Origin of the sequence: Streptomyces qaidamensis (assembly GCF_001611795.1) — a bacterium.
In the GTDB taxonomy this organism is placed as follows: Bacteria; Actinomycetota; Actinomycetes; order Streptomycetales; family Streptomycetaceae; genus Streptomyces; species Streptomyces qaidamensis.
The window spans coordinates 3,687,079-3,706,427 of sequence record NZ_CP015098.1 but is presented as its reverse complement, the minus strand read 5'-3'; the positions used below and the strand labels follow the sequence as shown (position 1 = coordinate 3,706,427).

Below are 19,349 nucleotides of genomic sequence, written 5' to 3'. Positions count from 1 at the left end.
TTACCCGTACGTATGGGCTGGGTCACTGGTGTCGCGGTGTGACCCTGGCCGCAGTTTTCTAAGCGCTTGCTTTTCGACGTCCGGCGGGTTGCGTCAGTTCGACGGGGTGGCCGGTGCCGGCTCCTGCTCGGGTACCCGCCGACGCCGCCGGCGCTTCAGCAGCGCCCACGGCCCGCGCGGCCCGCTCGGCATGGCCGCCGCGACCTCCGTGCCCGCCTCCGAGGCGGCCTCCGCCGCCGCCCGCGCCACCGGCAGGAATCCCTCGCGGCGGGAGGCGTCCGGGCGCTCCTCCTCCGCGGGCCACAGGCCCAGGGACGCGCAGACGGTCGGCAGCACCGCCATCGCCGCCGTCGCGTAGCCCTCGGCGGAGGGGTGGTAGCTGTCCGGGCCGAACAGCTCGCGCGGGTTCTCGGCGAACTCGGGGCCCAGCAGGTCGCCCAGCGACACGGTGCGGCCGCCCTGTTCGACGACTCCGATCGTCTGGGCGGCCGCCAGCTGGCGTGAGGCCCGCCGGGCCAGCCAGCGCAAGGGCTGCCGCACCGGCTCGATCGTGCCGAGGTCGGGGCAGGTACCGACCACGACCTCCGCACCGGCCGTGCGCAGCCGGCGAACCGCCGAGGCCAGATGGCGGACCGAGCGCGTCGGGGGCATGCGGTGGGTGACGTCGTTCGCGCCGACCATGATCACGCAGATGTCGGGCACGGGATCGGGATCGGCCAGCACCAGGGCCACCTGGCGGTCCAGGTCGTCCGAACAGGCCCCCGGCGTCGCCACCGTGCGCAGCTCCACCGGGCGCTCGGCCAGCGCCGCGAGCCCCGACGCCAGGAGTGCCCCCGGCGTCTGCCCGCCGCGGTGCACGCCCTGGCCCGCGGCCGTGGAGTCGCCCAGCATCGTCAGCCGCAGCGGTGCCCCGGCCGGACCGGCGTACATCCGGCCGTACAGCCCGTCCGCGTGCGGCACGTGAGGTGACGTGCCGTTGCTCACCCGGCGCCGCGCCAGCTGCACCTCCGCCAGCACCAGCCCCACGGTGGCCGCTCCGGCCAGACCGATCCCGCCGCCGCCATAAGCCGCGCCGGCCGCGATCCGACGGGCCACCCTCGCCCTCGACATGCTCGTCATGCGTCGCCGCCACCTCCTCGAACCCGTACACCCAGTGCTTGCCCCGTACAGCCCGTCGCCCAATCTCAACGGGGAGTGAACGACCGTCACGGGCGACGGCGAAGTCATAGGCTGGCGGCACCACTACGACCGAATCTTTTGCAGCATCCGGAGACAACGGTGCAATTTCACGACTCGATGATCAGCCTCGTCGGCAACACCCCGCTGGTGAAGCTCAACAGCGTGACCAAGGGCATCAGGGCGACCGTCCTGGCCAAGGTGGAGTACTTCAACCCCGGCGGCTCGGTGAAGGACCGCATCGCCCTGCGCATGATCGAGGCGGCGGAGGAGAGCGGCGCGCTCAAGCCCGGCGGCACGATCGTCGAGCCGACCAGCGGCAACACCGGCGTCGGGCTCGCCATCGTCGCCCAGCAGAAGGGGTACAAGTGCATCTTCGTGTGCCCCGACAAGGTGAGCACGGACAAGATCAACGTGCTGCGCGCGTACGGCGCCGAGGTCGTGGTGTGCCCGACCGCCGTCGACCCCGAGCACCCGGACTCCTACTACAACGTCTCCGACCGGCTGGTCCGTGAGACGCCCGGAGCCTGGAAGCCCGACCAGTACTCCAACCCCAACAACCCGCTCTCCCACTACCACTCGACCGGCCCCGAGCTGTGGGAGCAGACGGAGGGGAAGATCACCCACTTCGTGACGGGCGTGGGCACCGGCGGCACCATCTCCGGGACCGGCCGCTATCTGAAGGAGATCAGCGACGGCTCGGTGAAGGTCGTCGGCGCCGACCCGGAGGGCTCGGTCTACTCCGGCGGCTCCGGCCGGCCCTACCTCGTCGAGGGCGTCGGTGAGGACTTCTGGCCGACCGCCTACGACCGGACCGTCGCGGACGAGATCGTCGCCGTGTCCGACAAGGACTCCTTCCAGATGACGCGCCGCCTCGCCAAGGAGGAGGGCCTGCTCGTCGGCGGCTCCTGCGGCATGGCCGTCGTGGCCGCGCTGGAGGTCGCCGCGCGGCTCGACGAGGACGACGTCGTGGTGGTGCTGCTGCCGGACAGCGGCCGCGGCTACCTCAGCAAGATCTTCAACGACGAGTGGATGGCCGACTACGGCTTCCTGGAGGACGCCGGACCGAGCGCCCGCGTCGCCGACGTCCTCGCCGACAAGGAGGGCGACCGCATGCCCTCCCTCGTCCACATGCACCCGGAGGAGACGGTCGGTCAGGCCATCGACGTGCTGCGCGAGTACGGCGTCTCGCAGATGCCGGTCGTCAAGCCGGGCGCCGGCCACCCTGACGTGATGGCGGCCGAGGTCGTCGGCTCCGTCGTCGAACGCGAGCTGCTGGACGCGCTGTTCAGCAAGAGCGCCTCGCTCGACGACCCCCTGGAGAAGCACATGTCCGGCCCGCTGCCCCAGGTCGGCTCCGGCGAACCCGTCGCCGACCTCATGGCCGTGCTGGGCAAGGCGGACGCGGCGATCGTCCTCGTCGAGGGCAAGCCGACCGGTGTGGTCAGCCGGCAGGACCTGCTGTCCTTCCTCGCCCGCACGGGTAAGTGACGGCCAACGTCCGGTGAACCGCCCGTGAACCGGGTGAACTCGCGGCGTCCGTGATCTTCGCGGACGTCGCGGAACCGGTACGCGGGTGTCACGTTCGCGCAGCACCCGCTTAACACGCGTCCGGCACATTGGTGGATGTCGGCAAGGGCGATGGGGGCACCTCCCAGGCGTTCAGCACTGGGGGAGGCTCCTCCCCGCCCCGGCCGGCGCCGAACGGCGTCACAGGACCTCCGGAGCGGCTCCCGGACCTCCACGGACGCCATGGACGCGCCCGCCCGGCCCTGACCGGGCCCGCGTCCTTCGCGGGGACCGCCGTCGTCCCGCCCCCCGGTCACGGGGGTGCGGCGGTCCCCGCGCACTTTCCTTCCCGGCCCTCCGGCCGCCGGGTTGTCAGTGGCGGATGGCAGGATCCCGCCATGCCACTGCCTCAGCCCCACGACCTGACCACGCTCGTGCTGCGCACCGACTTCGGCGACGACGCGGCGTGGGAGGCGCTGTGCGCCGCTCTCGACGGGGCCGACGAGCATCCGTGCGCCACCCGCGTCAGCGATCCCCGGTTCGCCGGGGCCGGCGTTCAGGCGCTGCTCGCCGAGGAGTCGGCCGCCGGGGAGGACGAGCGGATCTGCGAGGTCTTCCTCGCCGACGCGACGGCCCTGGCCGCCCCGGAGCACCCGCTCCTGGCCGTCGACCTCTACACGGAGCCGGGGCGGACCTTCCGCGTCCCGCTCCGCTGGTACCCGGAGATATCCGCCAACCTGAGCATCGCCAACATGGACTTCGCCGAGTACGCCGACGCCGCGGACCCCTCAGGCACGTTCCGGGGCTTCGGGGACGGCTGAGGACCAGCTCCCCAGCAGCGCCAGGCGCTCCGCCGTCTCCGAGCCCGGCTCGGGCGCGTAGGCCACGATCGTCTGGTCCGGGGCCGCCGGGATCGTGAGCGTCTCGTACGGGAGGGTCAGCAGGCCCGCGACCGGGTGCCGCACGAGCTTCACGCCGTGGTCGCAGGGCTTGACCAGATGGTCGGCCCACAGACGGCGGAACTCCTCGCTGGCCCGGGTGAGTTCGGCGACGAGCTCCCCCGTGACGGGGTCCCCGGGATGGTGGCCCGCCTGCAGACGGAGGTGCGCGACCGTCTGGGCGGCGATCGCGGACCAGTCCGGATAGAGCTCGCGCGAGGCGGGGTCGAGGAAGAACCGGCGCGGCAGGCTGAGATCGCCCGTGCCGCTGAAGCCGAGCACGGCGTCGGCGAGGGCGTTCCAGGCGAGGACGTCCATGCGGTGGTCCAGGACGTAGGCGGGGTTGCGGTCCATGCCGTCCAGGAGCAGCCGGACACCCGGGCGCACCCGGGAGGCGGCGGACCCGGGCCCGTCCTGCCGGCGCGGCCGGGCCACCGCCCGCAGATACGCGTGCTCGGCCTCGTCCAGCCGCAGCACCCGGGCGATCGCGTTCAGCACGGCGTCCGAGACACCCCCGGACTTGGTCCGGCAGGGATCCCCGGGCCCCCTGCCCTGTTCCAGGCGGACGTAGTAGTCGACGCTCACCCCGGCCAGCTGCGCCACCTCCTCGCGGCGCAGACCCGGGACGCGGCGGCGGCCGTACGAGGGCAGCCCCACCTCTTCCGGCCGGATCCGGGCGCGGCGCGAGCGCAGGAAGTCTCCCAGTTCTCCGTCCATGGCTGCGAGCCTAGGCCGCCCGGGCCCGGCGAACCTGGTACTGCCGGACCCAGGATGAGCGCAGCCCTGGGTGGCGCGGCCGGAGCCGCCGAGGGTGGTGGCCGAGGCCGGGGACACGCCCCGGCCGCCACCGAGGGGATATCCCATGTCGTACGACAACCTGGCCGGCCGTACCGCCGTCGTCACCGGAGCCGCGAGCGGGATCGGCGAGGCCATCGCCGTGCTGCTGGCCGCCCACGGGGTCCGGGTGGCCCTGCTGGCCCGGCGGGCGGACCGGCTGACGGCGATCGCCGGGAAGATCCGGGCCGACGGCGGGCAGGCCCTGGCCGTCGCCGCGGACGTCACCGACGAGACGTCCGTGGCCGACGCCGCCGACCGCGTCCGGGCGGAGTACGGGACCGTCGACCTGGTCGTGAACTGCGCCGGCGTCATGCTGCCCCACCCCGTGGACGCCCGGCGCGCCGACGAGTGGCAGCGGATGCTCGACACCAACGTCGCCGGGGTGCTGCGGATGACCGGCGTCTTCACCGGCGACCTGGTGAGCGCCGCCGAGGACGGCCGTACGGCCGACATCGTGAACATCTCGTCCATCGCCGCGCACGTCAGCTTCCCGAACTACGCGGTGTACGGCGCGACCAAGGCGGCCGTCACCTACCTGTCGGAAGCCCTGCGCGGAGAGTTCGGGCCCCGGGACGTCCGGGTCACGAACATCGAGCCCGGTATCGTCGAGAGCGAGCTGCGCACCCACATCTCCGACACGGAACTGTCCCGGCAGGTGGAGGACATGGTCGACGCGGTGGGCGCACTGTCCGCCGAGGAGCTGGCCGACCTGGTGGCCTACGCGACGAGCAGGCCGCGCCGGGTCAACCTGCGGCAGATCGTCGCGCTGCCGACGCGGCAGGTCTGAACGGCGTGCGCGCTCAGTCCTCCCAGTCACTGTCCTGGGAGGACCTGCGGCGGCGCCCGAAGAGGTTCGGATTGGTGCGGAGCGCCTGGACGACGTTGACGCCGACGATGCCCGCCCAGGCGACGAGCAGCCCGGGCAGCCGGGCCACACCCCCGCCGATCGCCGACAGCGGCACCGCGAGGACCAGGGAGACGATCCCGAAGCCGAACCGCTCGCCCCAGGAGTCCGTGGCCCCCGGCGACCGGGAGTCCCGGGCCGTCTGCATCTGCTGCTCGGCGAGCTGCCGGCGCACCCGGCGCTCCACCGCGCCGTCGATCCGCTGGTCGACCTTCTCCAGGAACGAGTCGACCAGCGCCGGCTCGTACTCCTCGCCCAGATCCCTGCGTGCGTGCAGGGTGGCGTCGAGTTCCTTCTTCAGGTCGGTGTCCCGCGCGTCCATTCCCGTCATGCCGTCCACGGTAGGAAGCGGCGGCGCCGGCCGCACTGGGGTTAGCCCCCGGTTCCGCAGGGGGCTACCGGTCGTACCGCCGCCGTCCTCCGGTCCGGCTTGCCGCTCTGCATATGCTCATGCAGAATCCTCAGCTACTGAATAGGCGAGGGGGAGCACGTCATGAGCGTGACCGACAGCCCTGCCGCGCGGCTCCAGGCGCTCTTCGAGGGCCACCGGCTGACGCCGACCCAGCGGCGCATCGCGCACAGCATGGTGCGGCGCGCGGCCGACGTGCCGTTCCTGTCGAGTGTGGAGCTCGCCGAGCTGGCCGGGGTCAGCCAGCCGTCCGTGACCCGCTTCGCCGTCGCCCTCGGCTTCGACGGCTACCCCGCCCTGCGCCGCCATCTGCGCGAGGTGGCCCCCGCCGAACCCGCCGCGGAGGCCGGGGCCCACAACGAGTACCAGCAGGCCGTCGAGGCCGAGATCGAGAACCTGCGGCACCTGGCGGAGGCACTGGCCGATCCCGCGCCGGTCCGGCGCGCGGGGCAGCTCCTCGCGGCCTCCCGCCCGCTGCTCGTCCTCGGCCTGCGGGCGGCTGCCGCCCAGGCGCACGGCTTCGCCTACTTCGCCGCCAAGGTCCACCCCGACGTACGGCTGCTCGGCGAGGGCGGCACGATGCTCCAGGACCGCATCGACGCCGCCGTCCGGGCCGGCGCGAGCACACTGCTCTGTTTCGCGCTGCCCCGGCACCCCCGTGAGGTCGTCGACACCCTCGGCTACGCCAAGGAGGCCGGGCTGACCGTCGTCACGGTCGCCGACTCCGCGTTCGCACCCGTCGCCAAGGTGTCCGACCTGCTGCTGCCCGCCGCGGTCGGCACCGGCCTCGCCTTCGACACGGCCTGCGCGCCGATGCTGCTCGGCCGGGTTCTTCTGGAGGCCATGTGCGACGACCTGCCCCAGGCCCAGTCGCGCCTGGAGGAGTTCGACACGAAGGCGGCGGCGCGCGGCCTGTTCGTCGACTGACGGCACGGTCGGGGCTTTTAAGACGTGTCTCACATTGCGTCGCTACCGTACGTCTCCACGAGGCTTCGGAGACCGGACGGGAGGCTGGACGTGACGCGCGGAGGACAGGGACTGGCCCGGGTGGCCGTCGTCGTACGGGCGGGGGCGGCCCCGCTGTGGTGGCTGGGCGTGCTCGCGGCGGGCATCGGCCTGCTCGCGCCGGGTCTGACCGGACGCCGCATCGGCGTCCTGGCCGGGGCGGCGCTGTTCCTCCTGGCGACGGCGGCGGTGGCCTGCGGACGCCGCAAGCGCTACGCGGCCCTGGCCGCCGCCGCGTCCCGGGCCGGCAAGCACGACGTGCTCCAGGACCGCGCGGTCACGGTACGCAACTGGCGCCGGGGCCACCGCTGGTGGCTCCTGCTCGCCTTCCTCGCCGCCCTCGGCAGCGCCGTCGCGGCCCCGGCGGCAGGAGGCATGCTGCTGGCCGGCTGCGGGGCGGGCCTGTGGCTGAAGTCGGCCTGGCTGGGCCGCCGGGAGCGGGCCGACGGGGCGTTGCTGTGGGTCCGCGTGGACTGGCTGAGCGGGGGAGCGGCCCACCCGGCGGGCAAGCGCGTGAAGGCGTACCGCAGCACGGGCATCGCGGCGGGGGACGCGGCGCCGGGAGGAGCCAGGAGGAAGTCACCGGCGTTGGTGTGACGCCCGTTTCAGGGGCGCGGGGCCGTGTCGATGTGCGGCCCCGCCGCGTGGGCGCCACAAGCCACACAGCGCCCGAGGCCGGAATCCTACGGAACCTCCCAGGCCGCTCGCGTCAACGCATCCGCCTGCGCCCCACCCGACTCCGCGACGACCTCCTCCACGCTCTGCGCCCGCCGCACCACCGCGAAGCGCCCGCCCGGTCCGAACCCGTACACCCCGGGCCGGACCAGCGAGTTGTACCCGTAGTGGTGCGCGAAGTAGTACGCCCCGGTGTCCAGCGCCGCCGCGTAGTCCCCCTGCTCCAGCAACGGCATGGACCGCCCCTGCGCCAGCAGGTCCCCCGCGAAACAGGCCGGCCCCGCGACGTCCTGCACCACCACCGGCCCCTCCTTCGGCCGCCCCTTCGCGTCGTACGCGGCGATGCGCAACGGCCAGCTCCCCGGCGCGTACACCGTCCGCGCGGCCACCTGCACCCCGGCATGCGTGACCGCCACGGCCCGCCCGCCGGAGGTCTTCGCGTACTCGACGCGCGCCACCACCGTCCCGTGCTTCGCCAGCAGTGACCGCCCGAACTCGGTGACCAGCCCGTACCGCCCGTCGAGCAGCCCCGGCACCTCCCCGGCCAGCAGCCGCGCGTACTGCGCGTACGTCGGGGTCGTCGCGTCCGACGCGAAGTTCACCGGCAGGCCGCCGCCGATGTCGAGCGTGTCCACCTGCCGCCGCCCGGCCCGCCGGTTGATCTCCTCCGCCAGCGCGTACGTCTCCGCCACGCCCCGCGCCATCAGGGACAGCGGGATTCCCTGGGAGCCGGCGTGCGCGTGCAGGCGGGTCAGCCAGGGCCGGTCCAGATACGCCTGGACGACCCACTCCCGGGCCCCCTCGTCGCGCAGCGCCACACCGAACTTCGAGGTGGCCGTCGCCGTGGACAACGCCTCGATGGAACCGCCGCCGACCTGCGGGTTCACCCGGATACCCAGAGGGGAGCGGCTGGCGCCCGACCGCATCAGGGTGTCGATGCGGTCCAGCTCCTGCGGATTGTCGGCGTTGACGGCGATGCCCAGGGACAGCGCCTCGCGCAGCTCGGCCGGGGTCTTCGCGGGGGAGTCGAGCACCGTCGTCTCCACCGGCATGCCCGCCGCCCGCGCCAGGGCCAGCTCACCCGGACTCGCGACCTCCGCGCCGACTCCCTCCTCCCGCAGCAGCCGCAGCACCGGCACCAGCGGAGTGGCCTTCACCGCGAAGGCGTGCAGCACAGGCGTGCCCGGCGCCACCACCGCGGCGAACGCCGCCCGCAGCTCCGCCGCCGACTGCCGGATGCCGGTGACGTCCAGCAACCCGACGATGGGGCTGTCGGGCCCGAGCAGCCCTTGCTCCACGGCCGCCCGCACCGCCTCGTCCCGCCGGGCAGCCCGCCCGGCCCCGGCGTCGCCCGCCTCTTCCGCCTCGATGTGTGCGCCCATGCATCCAGCCAAACACCCACGGCTGGGCCGCGCCGACGCCCCGACGTATTGACTAGTCCTATTCATGAGGTCAGGATGTGAATAGAAGCAGCAACATTCCGCCGGGAGCACCCACCCAGGAGGCAGACCATGTCAGGACCCCGCCCCGTCCGAGCACCACGCGGCACGGAACCGAGCGCCCTGGGATGGCAGCAGGAAGCCGCCCTGCGGATGCTGCAGAACAACCTCGACCCCGAGGTCGCCGAGCACCCCGACAAGCTCGTCGTCTACGGCGGCACCGGCAAGGCGGCGCGCGACTGGCGCTCCTTCGACGCGATGGTGCGCACGCTCAAGGGGCTGAAGCAGGACGAGACCATGCTGGTCCAGTCCGGCCGCCCCGTCGGCGTCATGCAGACCCACGAGTGGGCCCCGCGCGTCCTCATCGCCAACTCCAACCTCGTCGGTGACTGGGCCAACTGGGAGGAGTTCCGCCGCCTGGAACAGCTCGGCCTGACCATGTACGGGCAGATGACCGCCGGCTCCTGGATCTACATCGGCACCCAGGGCATCCTCCAGGGCACCTACGAGACCTTCGCCGCCGTCGCCGCCAAGAAGTTCGGCGGGACGCTGGCCGGCACCATCACCCTGACCGCAGGCCTCGGCGGCATGGGCGGCGCCCAGCCGCTCGCCGTGACCATGAACGACGGCGTCGCGATCTGCATCGACTGCGACCCGCGTGCCATCGACCGGCGCATCGAGCACCGCTACCTGGACGTGAAGGCCGACTCCCTGGACCACGCGCTCCGGCTGGCGACCGAGGCGCGCGACGCCCGTCGTCCCCTCTCCATCGGCGTCCTCGGCAACGCGGCCGAGCTGGTGCCGCAGCTCCTCGCCATGGGCGCCCCCATCGACATCGTCACCGACCAGACCTCGGCCCACGACCCGCTGGCCTACCTGCCCCTGGGCACCGCCTTCGAGGACATGGCCGACGCCGCAGCCAAGGACCCGGCCGGCTTCACCACCCGGGCCCGCGAGTCCATGGCCCGGCACGTCGAGGCCATGGTCGGCTTCATGGACGCCGGCGCCGAGGTCTTCGACTACGGCAACTCCATCCGCGGCGAGGCCCAGCTCGCCGGATACGACCGCGCCTTCGCCTTCCCCGGCTTCGTCCCCGCCTACATCCGCCCCCTGTTCTGCGAGGGCAAGGGCCCCTTCCGCTGGGCCGCCCTGTCCGGCGAGGCCTCCGACATCGCCAAGACCGACAAGGCGATCCTCGACCTCTTCCCGGAGGCCGAGTCCGTTCAAAACGCGTCCCTCGCCCGCTGGATCAAGATGGCCGGCGAACGCGTCCACTTCCAGGGCCTGCCCGCCCGCATCTGCTGGCTCGGCTACGGCGAGCGGGACAAGGCCGGCGAGCGGTTCAACGACATGGTCGCGAGCGGGGAGCTGGCCGCCCCGGTCGTCATCGGCCGCGACCACCTCGACTGCGGTTCCGTCGCCTCCCCCTACCGGGAGACCGAGGCCATGCTCGACGGCTCCGACGCGATCGCCGACTGGCCGCTGCTGAACGCCATGGTGAACGTGGCCTCCGGGGCGTCCTGGGTGTCGATCCACCACGGCGGCGGCGTCGGCATGGGCCGGTCGATCCACGCCGGGCAGGTGACGGTGGCCGACGGCACGCCCCTCGCGGGCGAGAAGATCCGCCGGGTGCTCACCAACGACCCCGGCATGGGCGTCATCCGGCACGTCGACGCCGGATACGACATCGCGGAGTCGGTGGCGGGGGAGCGGGGCGTGCGCGTCCCGATGCGCGAGGGTGACGGCGCGTGAGTTTCCCCAGCATGTGGGCGGAGCTGCTGCCGGTCGGCCGCAGCTCCGCGTCCGGTGGCTACCGCCGCTTCGCCTGGACGGACGCCGACGCCGACTGCCGCGCCTGGTTCGAGGACCAGGCCCGCGCGCGGGGCCTCGCCCACGAGGTCGACCGCAACGGCAACCAGTGGGCCTGGCTGGGCGACCCCGCCGAGGGCGACGCCGTCGTCACCGGATCGCACCTGGACTCCGTGCCGGACGGCGGCGCCTTCGACGGGCCCCTCGGAGTCGTGTCCGCCTTCGCCGCGCTGGACGAGCTGCGCGGCAGGGACGCCCGGTTCACCCGCCCCCTCGGCATCGTGAACTTCGGCGACGAGGAAGGCGCCCGGTTCGGACTCGCCTGCGTCGGTTCCCGGCTCACCGCCGGGCAGCTCACCCGCGAGCAGGCGCACCGGCTCACCGACGGCGACGGCGTGACGCTGCCCCGGGCCATGGAGGCGGCCGGATACGACCCGGACGCCATCGGGCCGGACCCCGAACGGCTCGCCCGCATCGGTGCCTTCGTCGAACTGCACGTCGAGCAGGGCCGGGCCCTCGACCTGTCCGGCGACCGGGTCGGCATCGCCAGCGCCATCTGGCCGCACGGCCGGTGGCGGTTCGACTTCCGCGGCGAGGCCAACCACGCCGGCACCACCCGGCTCGCCGACCGGCGCGACCCCATGCTGTCCTACGCCGAGACCGTCCTCGCCGCCCGGCGCGAGGCCGAACTCGCCGGAGCCGTCGCCACCTTCGGCAAGATCGCCGTGGAGCCCAACGGCGTCAACGCCATCCCCTCCCTGGTGCGCGGCTGGCTCGACTCCCGCGCCGAGGACCAGTCGCGCCTCGACACCGTGGTCGGCGGCATCGAGAAGGCGGCCCGGAGCTACGCGGACGCGCACGGCATCGACCTCGACGTCGTCCGCGAGTCCTTCACCCCCGTCGTCGAGTTCGACCACGCCCTGCGCGACGAACTCGCCCGCATCCTCGGCACGGACACCGGCCTCACCGTCCCCGTCCTCGGCACCGGCGCCGGACACGACGCCGGGATCCTGTCCGGGAGCATCCCGACCGCCATGCTGTTCGTGCGCAACCCCACCGGCGTCTCCCACTCGCCGGCCGAGTCCGCGAGCGAGGACGACTGCGTGGCCGGGGTACTCGCACTCGCCGACGTACTGGAAGGACTGGCGTGCAGGTGACGACAGCGGCCCCGCGGACGTACTGGCTGGAGCACGCCTGGCTCGGCCCTCGCGTCGAGCCGGGTGTCGCCCTGGAGGTCGCGGACGGCCGCATCACCGCCGTCCGCGCCGGCACCCCCGCCCCGACTCCCGGTGCCGAGGTCCTGCGCGGGCTCACCCTGCCCGGCCTGGCCAACGCCCACAGCCACGCCTTCCACCGCGCCCTGCGCGGCACCGTCCAGGTCGGCTCCGGAACCTTCTGGACCTGGCGCGAGGTCATGTACGCCACGGCCGCCCGGCTCACCCCGGACCGCTACCACGCCCTCGCCCGCGCCGTGTACGCCGAGATGGCCCTGGCCGGCGTCACGGCGGTCGGCGAGTTCCACTACGTCCACCACGCCCCCGGCGGCACCCCCTACGCCGACCCCAACGCGATGGGGGAGGCCCTCATCGCGGCCGCCGCCGAAGCCGGGATCCGCATCACCCTCCTCGACACCGCCTACCTCTCCTCCGGCTTCGGGCAACCGCCCACCACCCCCCAGCTCCGCTTCTCCGACGGGGACGCCGAGGCCTGGGCCGCACGCTCTTCACTTCTCAAGGAACGGGATCACGCACGGATCGGCGCGGCGATCCACTCCGTACGGGCCGTGCCCGCCGACCAGTTGGAGACCGTCGCACGATGGGCCGGGGAGCGGCGGGCCCCGCTCCATGTGCACCTGTCCGAACAGACCGCCGAGAACGAGGCGTGCCGGGAGCTCCACGGCTGTACTCCGACCCAGCTCCTCGCGCTGCACGGGGTCCTCGGGCCGCGCACCACCGGCGTCCACAACACCCACCTCACCGCGGAGGACATCTCCCTCATCGGCCGCAGCGGCACCGGCACCTGCATGTGCCCGACCACCGAGCGGGACCTCGCGGACGGCATCGGGCCGGCCGTCGCCCTCCAGAACGAAGGCTCACCGCTCTGTCTCGGCTCCGACAGCCACGCCGTGATCGACCTGCTCGAAGAGGCACGGGCCATGGAGCTGAACGAGCGGCTGCGCACCCGCACCCGAGGTCACTGGACGGCGGCGGCCCTCCTGCGGGCGGCCTCGGCCGACGGCCACGCGGCCCTCGGCTGGGAGGACGCGGGCGCCCTGGAGCCCGGCGCGCTCGCCGACTTCACCACCATCGCGCTCGACTCGGTCAGGACGGCAGGGCCGCTTCCGCGGCTCGGGGCCGAGACGGCCGTATTCGCCGCGTCGGCAGCGGACGTGTCGCATACGGTCGTGGCAGGGCGGCACGTCGTACGGGACGGGGTCCACTCCCTCGTACCGGACGTGCCGCGAGCCCTCGCGGACGCCGTCGAAGCCCTGCGCGGATGAAGCCGAAGAAACCGGGCAGCGAACCCGACCCCACCGCCGACCAGGCCACCAAGGACGCCATGAGCAACGCGACGACCGTCAGCCCCGCCCACTCCGCGAGCACCGCAAGCACGCTCATCACGAACATCGCCAGCCTGGTCACCAACGACCCCTCCCTAGGTGACAAATCCCCCCTCGGACTGATCCCGGACGCGGCCGTCGTCATCGAGGGCGACCGCGTCGCGTGGACCGGTGATCACAGGAAAGCACCCGCCACTGACAATCGGGTCGACGCGGGCGGCCGGGCGGTCCTGCCCGGCTTCGTGGACTCCCACTCCCACCTCGTCTTCGCGGGCGACCGGACGCAGGAGTTCAACGCGCGCATGTCCGGGCGTCCCTACAGCGCGGGCGGCATCCGCACCACCGTCGCGGCCACCCGGGCGGCGAGCGACGGGGAGCTCGAAGCCAACGTCACCCGTTACCTCACCGAAGCCCTCCGCCAGGGCACCACCACCTTCGAGACCAAGTCCGGCTACGGCCTGACCGTCGAGGACGAGGCCCGCGCCCTGCGCATCGCCGCCGCCCACACCGACGAGGTCACCTACCTCGGCGCGCACATCGTCCCGCCGGACCACGCCGAGGACCCGGCCGGCTACGTCGCCCTGGTCACGGGCGAGATGCTCGACGCCTGCGCCCCGCACGCCCGCTGGATCGACGTGTTCTGCGAGAAGGGCGCCTTCGACGGCGACCAGGCCCGCGCGATCCTCACCGCCGGCAAGGCCCGGGGCCTGCACCCCCGCATCCACGCCAACCAGCTCTCCTACGGACCCGGCGTGCAGCTCGCGGTCGAGCTCGACGCGGCCAGCGCCGACCACTGCACCCACCTCACGGACGCGGACGTGGACGCCCTGGCGAACAGCCGTACGGTCGCGACGCTGCTGCCCGGTGCCGAGTTCTCCACCCGGGCCCGGTGGCCGGACGCCCGGCGGCTGCTGGACGCCGGTGTCACGGTCGCGCTCTCCACGGACTGCAACCCGGGTTCGTCCTTCACCTCGTCCGTCCCGTTCTGCGTCGCGCTGGCCGTACGGGACATGGGGATGACGCCCGACGAGGCGGTGTGGTCGGCCACGGCGGGCGGTGCGGCGGCCCTGCGGCGCACCGACATCGGCCGTCTCACCCCGGGCGCGTACGCCGACCTGACGCTCCTGGACGCCCCGAGCCACGTCCACCTGGCCTACCGCCCCGGCGTCCCGCTGGTCAGGGGGGTGTGGCGGCGCGGACAGCGGGTGGTGTGATCACCGGCTCGGTCATAATGCGGTGCCGCGTCGGACGGCGGGCAGCACCGTAGGGCGGGGACGGATGACGAAGCACTGGTCGGTACCCGTGGTGGTGAACGTGCTGCTCGGGATACCGGGCGTGGCGCCCTTCCTCCTGCTGTGGCAGGCGGCGCACTGGCCGCTCACGGAACTCGGCTGGATCACGCAGGAACCGACCGAGAACGACGGAATGGCAGTCTGGCTCGTGTACGGCCTGCCGCACGTCGCGGTGTACGGCCTGATCTGGTGCCTCGTCAGGTTGCTGCGCCGCAGGACGGCACTGGCTCCGCGCACCTACTGGCTGCTGAGCCTGACGGCCTCGCTTCTCCCGACGGTCGCGCTGCACCTCGACTTCTGACAGGCCCCCGGAACCTCCGGGAGACCGCCGGTGACACGCGCCCGGGGGCGGGCCGTGCGGCCCGCCCCGAAGGACACGTTCACTCCTGGCCGAGGATCACTCCTCGACGGTCAGCCCCTTGCGCAGCCGCACCAGCGTCCGCGACAGCAGACGCGAGACGTGCATCTGCGAGATGCCGAGCTCTTCGCCGATCTCCGACTGGGTCATGCCGGCGACGAACCGCAGGGACAGGATCTTGCGGTCGCGCGGCGGCAGTTCGGCTATCAGCGGCTTCAACGACTCGACGTACTCGATGCCTTCGAGTCCGTGGTCCTCGTAGCCGATGCGATCCGCGAGCGCGCCCTCGGAGTCGTCCTCCTCCGGCTGGGCGTCCAGCGAGGAGGCGGTGTAGGCGTTCGAGGCGGCCATGCCCTCGACGACCTCGTCGTTGGAGAGCCCGAGGCGTTCGGCCAGCTCGGCCACCGTGGGGGCGCGGTCGAGCTTCTGGGCCAGTTCGTCACCGGCCTTGGCCAGGTCGAGCCGTAGCTCCTGGAGCCGCCGCGGAACGCGCACGGACCACGAGGTGTCGCGGAAGAAGCGCTTGATCTCGCCGACGATCGTCGGCATCGCGAACGTGGGGAACTCCACACCGCGGGACAGCTCGAAGCGGTCGATCGCCTTGATCAGGCCGATGGTGCCGACCTGGATGATGTCCTCCATCGGCTCGCTGCGGGAGCGGAACCGGGAGGCGGCGAACTTGACCAGCGCGAGGTTCAGTTCGACGAGCGTGTTGCGGACGTACGAGTACTCGTGGGTCCCTTCCTCCAGCGTCTCCAGACGCTCGAAGAGGGTCTTGGACAGGGCCCGGGCGTCGACCGCGCCGACTTCCTCGTACGGGGGGATGACCGGAAGTCCGGCGAGAAGGCCGTCCTGTGTGACGAGCATCTCGTCCTGCTCGATGGGATCCAGATGTTCCGGAGGGGATGTCGACGTCGCTTTCTGGGTACGCGATGCGTCGAGCCGGGGTGACATGATGTCCTCCATCGTTCTCGGCATATGGCTGCCGGAGCCGTTAGGTGCACTGCGGTGTGCGGCGCCTCCAAAGCCGGCCGTGGTCGGGTACGTGTCCTTACTAGGCCTACCCGCTTTCCCGAGCCCACCGCAAGTGCGTTCTGTGGGCATATGTCCGTTTGTGTGTAGTTGTTCGGGTGTCGAAGCGCGCTGGGAAGGCGTAGTGTTCGAGGGCGTCAGCAACCACCTCGACGTCGGGAGAGAGAGACGGCATGGACCGCGGGACGGTCGGCAGCGCACAGTCTGGCCGGCTTCTGGTGGAGGTGCGGGAAGAGGGCTCTAGTGCCGTCGTGACCCCGGCGGGTGAGTTGGATCACCACACCGCCGATCTGTTGCGTGAGCCACTCGACGACTGCCTCGCCAAGGGATTCAAGCGCCTGGTCATCGATTGCGCGCGCCTGGAGTTCTGCGACTCCACGGGGCTCAACGTGCTCCTCGGGGCGCGGCTGAAAGCGGAGGCCGCCGGTGGCGGCGTCTCGCTCGCCGGCATGCAGCCGGTGGTGGCGCGCGTATTCGAGATCACGGGTGCGGATGCGGTCTTCAGCGTCCACGACTCGCTCGAGGCGGCCCTGGCCGACGAGTCGGGCTGACCGGCGGTGTGTCGTTGCGCGGCGCCTCGGACATCCCCCTGTGACCGGTGTGTCGGTCCTGTCACGTCATTCGTGCGGAATACATGGGTGTTCCAGTCGTCCGCCAGGGCAGGAGACAGTCTGAACCTGTCGGTCGCCAGGGTGGCAGGGGTGCCGCGAAACCGACGCGCCGCGCACTGCGTGACCGACCGTGTAGTGAATTTTTTGAATCGTGAACTGGTGAATCGGTGAGGTGAAGCGCTGATGAGCACCACCCGGCCTTACTCGCCGGGCGACCGCGGGCCGGAGCCCGGCGGCGCTTCCGGGGCGTCCGAGGGTGGCGTAGCGGCGGCCGGTGCGTCCGGCGAGGGTGCGGGTGCGCCCTCCGGGGCCGTGGCGCCGCCGGGGGGCCGGCAGGTGCGCCGGCTGAGCTTCGGCGACGAGAGCGGCGTCGTTCCGCTGGCTCGCGACTTCACCCGCCAGGCGCTGTACGCGTGGGGCTGGCTGCCCGCCGCCTCCGCCGATCAGCGGGCTGCCGCCGAGGACGTGCTGCTGGTCGTCTCCGAGCTGGTCACCAACGCCTGCCTGCATGCCGAAGGGCCGGACCAGCTGCGCATCACCTGCGACAACAAGGTGATCCGCGTCGAGGTCGCGGACCGGGGCACCGGCCAGCCGGCCCCCCGTACCCCGCACCGTGCGGGACGCCCGGGCGGTCATGGCATGTTCATCGTCCAGCGCCTGTGCCTGGACTGGGGGGTCGTCCGCACGCCGGGAGTCTCCGGCAAGACAGTGTGGGCGGAACTGAGCGCACCCGCCTGATATCGGGCAGATCTCGTGATTCCGGATGTCTCTTTCCGTTCCGGACATAATAGAACGATTCCGTGCATAGCTGTCTGCTCCTGTGCGCGCCTGTCGGATTTCCGGCCGGTGCGGGCACCTGCGGTGCGTCCGAACGGGTGACCGTTCCGCCGTGGATCCGGCGCGCACTGTGTCTTCCTTCCTCAGGGCCCCGGGCGTACCTTGACGGCCCTATCTGATACGCCGTCAGGAACAGGAAGGGGAGCGGCACCGTGTCGTACCGGAAACGAACCGCCGTGCTCGCGTCCGCCGCGGCCCTGGCCGGCTCGGCGGTGTGGATGGCCGCCCCCGTCGCCCGGGCCGAGGTCGTCGACGTCAACTACCAGTGCAAGACGCCCATCGGCGACAAGAGCGCCGTCTCGCCCATCGACATCAAGGGCGTCAGGAGCGGCGGTGGCTACCGGATCACCATGTCCTGGCAGAAGGGTGTCTCCTCCAGCCCCGTCGAACTGGGCAAGGGCGCGATGACGCCGAGCGCCACCATCGCCCTGGGTGGCGCCGACAGCGGCACCCTGTCGGTGACCGGCCCCGCCAACGACGCCGCGATCCCGGCCAACACACCCATCAAGATCAGCGACCTGAGCGGCACGTACACGCCGAAGAAGAGTGGCGAGGTCACCTTCACGGCCGGTGTGCTCACCATCAAGGCCCTCGGTACGACCACCACGTGCACCCCGACGAACGACCCGGGCCCGTCCCTCACCCTCGACGTCACGGCCACGAGCGGTGGCGGCGCCACCGGCTCCGCCCGGGGCGGCGGCTCCGGTCCGGACAGCGGTGCCGGACTTCCGCAGACCGGACCCGAGGACTCGGCCGTCGCCCTCGGCACCCTCGGCGGCACGGTCCTGCTCGCCGGAGCGGCGGGTGCCCTGTGGCTGACCCGGCGTCACCGCGAGGCAGGGGCGGGCCGTTGACCGCCGCCCACCCTCGCCGGCAGGTGCACCGCTGAGCGCAACGACCGCTGGAGCCGCCGATGCCGCCCGCCGTCCGTCCTCCGTATGGGCCACTGCCGGTTCTGCTCGCGCTGTTGCTGGTCCTGGCGGGTGCCGGGCCCGCAGGGGCGGTGGAGCGGCCCGTGGTCGAGCTGTCCACGTCCCAGGCCGGGACGGGCGGTTCCGTCACCGTCAGCGGCAGCGGCTGGCGGCCCCGTGCCCTGCTGACGCTGCTCGTGTGCGGGCAGGCCGAGCCCGAGCGGGGGGTGACCGGCGGCACCAACTCCTGCGCCAACGCCGACGGCAGGGCCGTCACCACCGACGCGGAGGGGCGCTTCCGCCGTGAACTGCCCGTCGTGGAGCCGCCGGTGCCGTGCCCCTGCGTGGTGCACGTGGCGACCGTGACGGGGGCGGGGGCCGAGGCCGACGCGGCCCTCCAGGTCGCCGGGCACGCCGTCGAACCGCTGCCCGCGGACGCGGCCGGCGGGCGCTTGTCCCTGCTCGCGGACACCAGGCTGCGGGGCTCCGGCGGTCTGCTCACCTGGTTCGGCTCCCCGCCCGCCCGGACGCTCGTGGTCACCCTCGGCAACGTCGGCACGTCCCCCGTGCGCGACCCGGTCTTCCAGGTCGGCACCTCGCACGGCGTGTTCGCCCCCGAGTGGCAGGAGCAGCGCTGGCGGGGCACGATCCGGCCCGGCGGCAAGGCCCGTGTCGAGCTGCCCGTCGAGCTCGCGGCCGGGGCGCACGGCGACTACACCGTGACGCTGAAGTACGGCGGCAAGGTGCTCGCCGAACATCCCTGGGGGGTGGGCCGCCCCTGGGGCGTGACGCTGTTCTGGGTCCTCGTCCTGCTGGTCGTCCCCGCGGCGCTGTTCCGGGCCGCACTGGCCGTGGTCGACCGGGTGCACCCGCGCAGCCCCGGTCACGCGGCCCGGCCGGCCCGCCGGATGCGGCTGCCCGCCGCCCGCGGGTCCGCGGCCCCGCCCTGGTTCGCCCCGGAAGGCGACCGGTCCGAGGCGCGAAGGCCATGACGAAGGGCCGCCGCACCCTGGGGTGCGGCGGCCCTTCGCCGGAATCCGGTGACCG

General features: G+C 72.8%; 19 protein-coding genes. 14 read left to right on the top strand and 5 right to left on the bottom strand.

The window, feature by feature from the left end; all coding sequences use genetic code 11:
* Positions 1-93 precede the first annotated feature (93 nt).
* Positions 94-1,119 carry an SGNH/GDSL hydrolase family protein gene (locus tag A4E84_RS16195; protein ID WP_062927268.1) on the bottom strand — a complete coding sequence of 342 codons (1,026 nt, stop codon included), beginning with the start codon at positions 1,117-1,119 and terminating at the stop codon, positions 94-96.
* 159 nt (positions 1,120-1,278) lie between these two features.
* Between A4E84_RS16195 and A4E84_RS16190 the strand changes: the two genes are divergently transcribed.
* Together A4E84_RS16190 and A4E84_RS16185 are read left to right on the top strand one after the other, a co-directional pair.
* The gene (locus A4E84_RS16190) at positions 1,279-2,667 is read left to right on the top strand and encodes a cystathionine beta-synthase (protein WP_062927267.1); all 1,389 of its coding nucleotides are present in this window, start codon (positions 1,279-1,281) and stop codon (positions 2,665-2,667) included.
* 416 nt (positions 2,668-3,083) lie between these two features.
* A complete protein-coding gene (locus A4E84_RS16185; protein WP_062927266.1) occupies positions 3,084-3,506 on the top strand; it encodes a DUF6924 domain-containing protein in 423 nt (140 codons plus the stop codon).
* Here A4E84_RS16185 and A4E84_RS16180 read toward each other — a convergent pair.
* Positions 3,474-4,340, bottom strand: a complete 867-nt coding sequence (locus tag A4E84_RS16180; protein WP_062927265.1) for a helix-turn-helix transcriptional regulator — start codon at positions 4,338-4,340, stop codon at positions 3,474-3,476. The genes A4E84_RS16185 and A4E84_RS16180 overlap by 33 nt on opposite strands.
* A 145-nt stretch (positions 4,341-4,485) precedes the next feature.
* Between A4E84_RS16180 and A4E84_RS16175 the strand changes: the two genes are divergently transcribed.
* Positions 4,486-5,247, top strand: a complete 762-nt coding sequence (locus A4E84_RS16175; protein WP_062927264.1) for an SDR family oxidoreductase — start codon at positions 4,486-4,488, stop codon at positions 5,245-5,247.
* 13 nt (positions 5,248-5,260) lie between these two features.
* Here the strand turns inward: A4E84_RS16175 and A4E84_RS16170 are convergent, their stop codons facing one another.
* Positions 5,261-5,686, bottom strand: a complete 426-nt coding sequence (locus A4E84_RS16170; protein WP_062927263.1) for a hypothetical protein — start codon at positions 5,684-5,686, stop codon at positions 5,261-5,263.
* 171 nt (positions 5,687-5,857) lie between these two features.
* Here A4E84_RS16170 and A4E84_RS16165 point away from each other — a divergent pair, with 171 nt between their 5' ends.
* Both A4E84_RS16165 and A4E84_RS16160 read left to right on the top strand, forming a co-directional pair.
* Positions 5,858-6,700 carry a MurR/RpiR family transcriptional regulator gene (locus A4E84_RS16165; RefSeq protein ID WP_062927262.1) on the top strand — a complete coding sequence of 281 codons (843 nt, stop codon included), beginning with the start codon at positions 5,858-5,860 and terminating at the stop codon, positions 6,698-6,700.
* A gap of 90 nt (positions 6,701-6,790) precedes the next feature.
* A complete protein-coding gene (locus A4E84_RS16160; RefSeq protein WP_062927261.1) occupies positions 6,791-7,375 on the top strand; it encodes a hypothetical protein in 585 nt (194 codons plus the stop codon).
* Positions 7,376-7,461: 86 nt separating this feature from the next.
* Here A4E84_RS16160 and A4E84_RS16155 read toward each other — a convergent pair whose 3' ends face one another.
* The gene (locus A4E84_RS16155; RefSeq protein ID WP_062927260.1) at positions 7,462-8,835 is read right to left on the bottom strand and encodes a type III PLP-dependent enzyme domain-containing protein; all 1,374 of its coding nucleotides are present in this window, start codon (positions 8,833-8,835) and stop codon (positions 7,462-7,464) included.
* 129 nt (positions 8,836-8,964) lie between these two features.
* On the opposite strand from A4E84_RS16155, the gene hutU reads away from it, so the two are divergent.
* The 5 genes from hutU (at position 8,965) to A4E84_RS16130 (ending at position 14,854) form a co-directional block, all read left to right on the top strand.
* Positions 8,965-10,644: a urocanate hydratase gene (gene hutU / locus A4E84_RS16150; RefSeq protein ID WP_062927259.1), complete on the top strand. Its 1,680-nt coding sequence runs from the start codon at positions 8,965-8,967 to the stop codon at positions 10,642-10,644.
* A complete protein-coding gene (locus A4E84_RS16145) occupies positions 10,641-11,858 on the top strand; it encodes an allantoate amidohydrolase (RefSeq protein WP_062927258.1) in 1,218 nt (405 codons plus the stop codon). The genes hutU and A4E84_RS16145 overlap by 4 nt, the downstream gene beginning before the upstream one ends.
* Positions 11,849-13,201, top strand: a complete 1,353-nt coding sequence (locus A4E84_RS16140; RefSeq protein WP_107308330.1) for a formimidoylglutamate deiminase — start codon at positions 11,849-11,851, stop codon at positions 13,199-13,201. The genes A4E84_RS16145 and A4E84_RS16140 overlap by 10 nt, the downstream gene beginning before the upstream one ends.
* Positions 13,198-14,475, top strand: coding sequence for an imidazolonepropionase (gene hutI, locus A4E84_RS16135; protein WP_062927257.1), 1,278 nt, complete (start codon positions 13,198-13,200; stop codon positions 14,473-14,475). The genes A4E84_RS16140 and hutI overlap by 4 nt, the downstream gene beginning before the upstream one ends.
* Positions 14,476-14,539: 64 nt before the next feature.
* The gene (locus A4E84_RS16130) at positions 14,540-14,854 is read left to right on the top strand and encodes a hypothetical protein (RefSeq protein ID WP_062927256.1); all 315 of its coding nucleotides are present in this window, start codon (positions 14,540-14,542) and stop codon (positions 14,852-14,854) included.
* Positions 14,855-14,950: 96 nt separating this feature from the next.
* Here A4E84_RS16130 and A4E84_RS16125 read toward each other — a convergent pair whose 3' ends face one another.
* Positions 14,951-15,877 (bottom strand): RNA polymerase sigma factor SigF, encoded by a 927-nt coding sequence (locus A4E84_RS16125; protein ID WP_062927255.1) that lies wholly within the window; start codon positions 15,875-15,877, stop codon positions 14,951-14,953.
* A gap of 239 nt (positions 15,878-16,116) precedes the next feature.
* Here A4E84_RS16125 and A4E84_RS16120 point away from each other — a divergent pair, with 239 nt between their 5' ends.
* The 4 genes from A4E84_RS16120 to A4E84_RS16105 all read left to right on the top strand — a co-directional run bounded on the left by A4E84_RS16120 (position 16,117) and on the right by A4E84_RS16105 (position 19,294).
* Positions 16,117-16,494: an STAS domain-containing protein gene (locus A4E84_RS16120; protein ID WP_030844747.1), complete on the top strand. Its 378-nt coding sequence runs from the start codon at positions 16,117-16,119 to the stop codon at positions 16,492-16,494.
* 243 nt (positions 16,495-16,737) lie between these two features.
* The gene (locus A4E84_RS16115; RefSeq protein WP_062927254.1) at positions 16,738-17,292 is read left to right on the top strand and encodes an ATP-binding protein; all 555 of its coding nucleotides are present in this window, start codon (positions 16,738-16,740) and stop codon (positions 17,290-17,292) included.
* Between the two features lie 251 nt (positions 17,293-17,543).
* Positions 17,544-18,245: an LPXTG cell wall anchor domain-containing protein gene (locus tag A4E84_RS16110; RefSeq protein WP_062927253.1), complete on the top strand. Its 702-nt coding sequence runs from the start codon at positions 17,544-17,546 to the stop codon at positions 18,243-18,245.
* Positions 18,246-18,304: 59 nt separating this feature from the next.
* Entirely contained in the window at positions 18,305-19,294 is a 990-nt protein-coding gene (locus A4E84_RS16105; RefSeq protein ID WP_062927252.1) for a hypothetical protein, read from the top strand.
* Positions 19,295-19,349: the final 55 nt, after the last annotated feature.

Excerpts from the sequence above, each read along its gene's own strand:
- A4E84_RS16105 (WP_062927252.1), top strand. The coding sequence starts at position 18,305 with ATGCCGCCCGCCGTCCGTCCTCCGTATGGGCCACTGCCGGTTCTGCTC.
- A4E84_RS16115 (WP_062927254.1), top strand. The coding sequence starts at position 16,738 with ATGAGCACCACCCGGCCTTACTCGCCGGGCGACCGCGGGCCGGAGCCC.
- hutU (WP_062927259.1), top strand. The coding sequence starts at position 8,965 with ATGTCAGGACCCCGCCCCGTCCGAGCACCACGCGGCACGGAACCGAGC.
- A4E84_RS16155 (WP_062927260.1), bottom strand. The coding sequence starts at position 8,835 with ATGGGCGCACACATCGAGGCGGAAGAGGCGGGCGACGCCGGGGCCGGG.
- A4E84_RS16120 (WP_030844747.1), top strand. The coding sequence starts at position 16,117 with ATGGACCGCGGGACGGTCGGCAGCGCACAGTCTGGCCGGCTTCTGGTG.
- A4E84_RS16130 (WP_062927256.1), top strand. The coding sequence starts at position 14,540 with ATGACGAAGCACTGGTCGGTACCCGTGGTGGTGAACGTGCTGCTCGGG.
- A4E84_RS16165 (WP_062927262.1), top strand. The coding sequence starts at position 5,858 with ATGAGCGTGACCGACAGCCCTGCCGCGCGGCTCCAGGCGCTCTTCGAG.
- A4E84_RS16180 (WP_062927265.1), bottom strand. The coding sequence starts at position 4,340 with ATGGACGGAGAACTGGGAGACTTCCTGCGCTCGCGCCGCGCCCGGATC.
- A4E84_RS16170 (WP_062927263.1), bottom strand. The coding sequence starts at position 5,686 with ATGGACGCGCGGGACACCGACCTGAAGAAGGAACTCGACGCCACCCTG.
- A4E84_RS16185 (WP_062927266.1), top strand. The coding sequence starts at position 3,084 with ATGCCACTGCCTCAGCCCCACGACCTGACCACGCTCGTGCTGCGCACC.
- A4E84_RS16125 (WP_062927255.1), bottom strand. The coding sequence starts at position 15,877 with ATGGAGGACATCATGTCACCCCGGCTCGACGCATCGCGTACCCAGAAA.
- hutI (WP_062927257.1), top strand. The coding sequence starts at position 13,198 with ATGAAGCCGAAGAAACCGGGCAGCGAACCCGACCCCACCGCCGACCAG.
- A4E84_RS16175 (WP_062927264.1), top strand. The coding sequence starts at position 4,486 with ATGTCGTACGACAACCTGGCCGGCCGTACCGCCGTCGTCACCGGAGCC.
- A4E84_RS16195 (WP_062927268.1), bottom strand. The coding sequence starts at position 1,119 with ATGACGAGCATGTCGAGGGCGAGGGTGGCCCGTCGGATCGCGGCCGGC.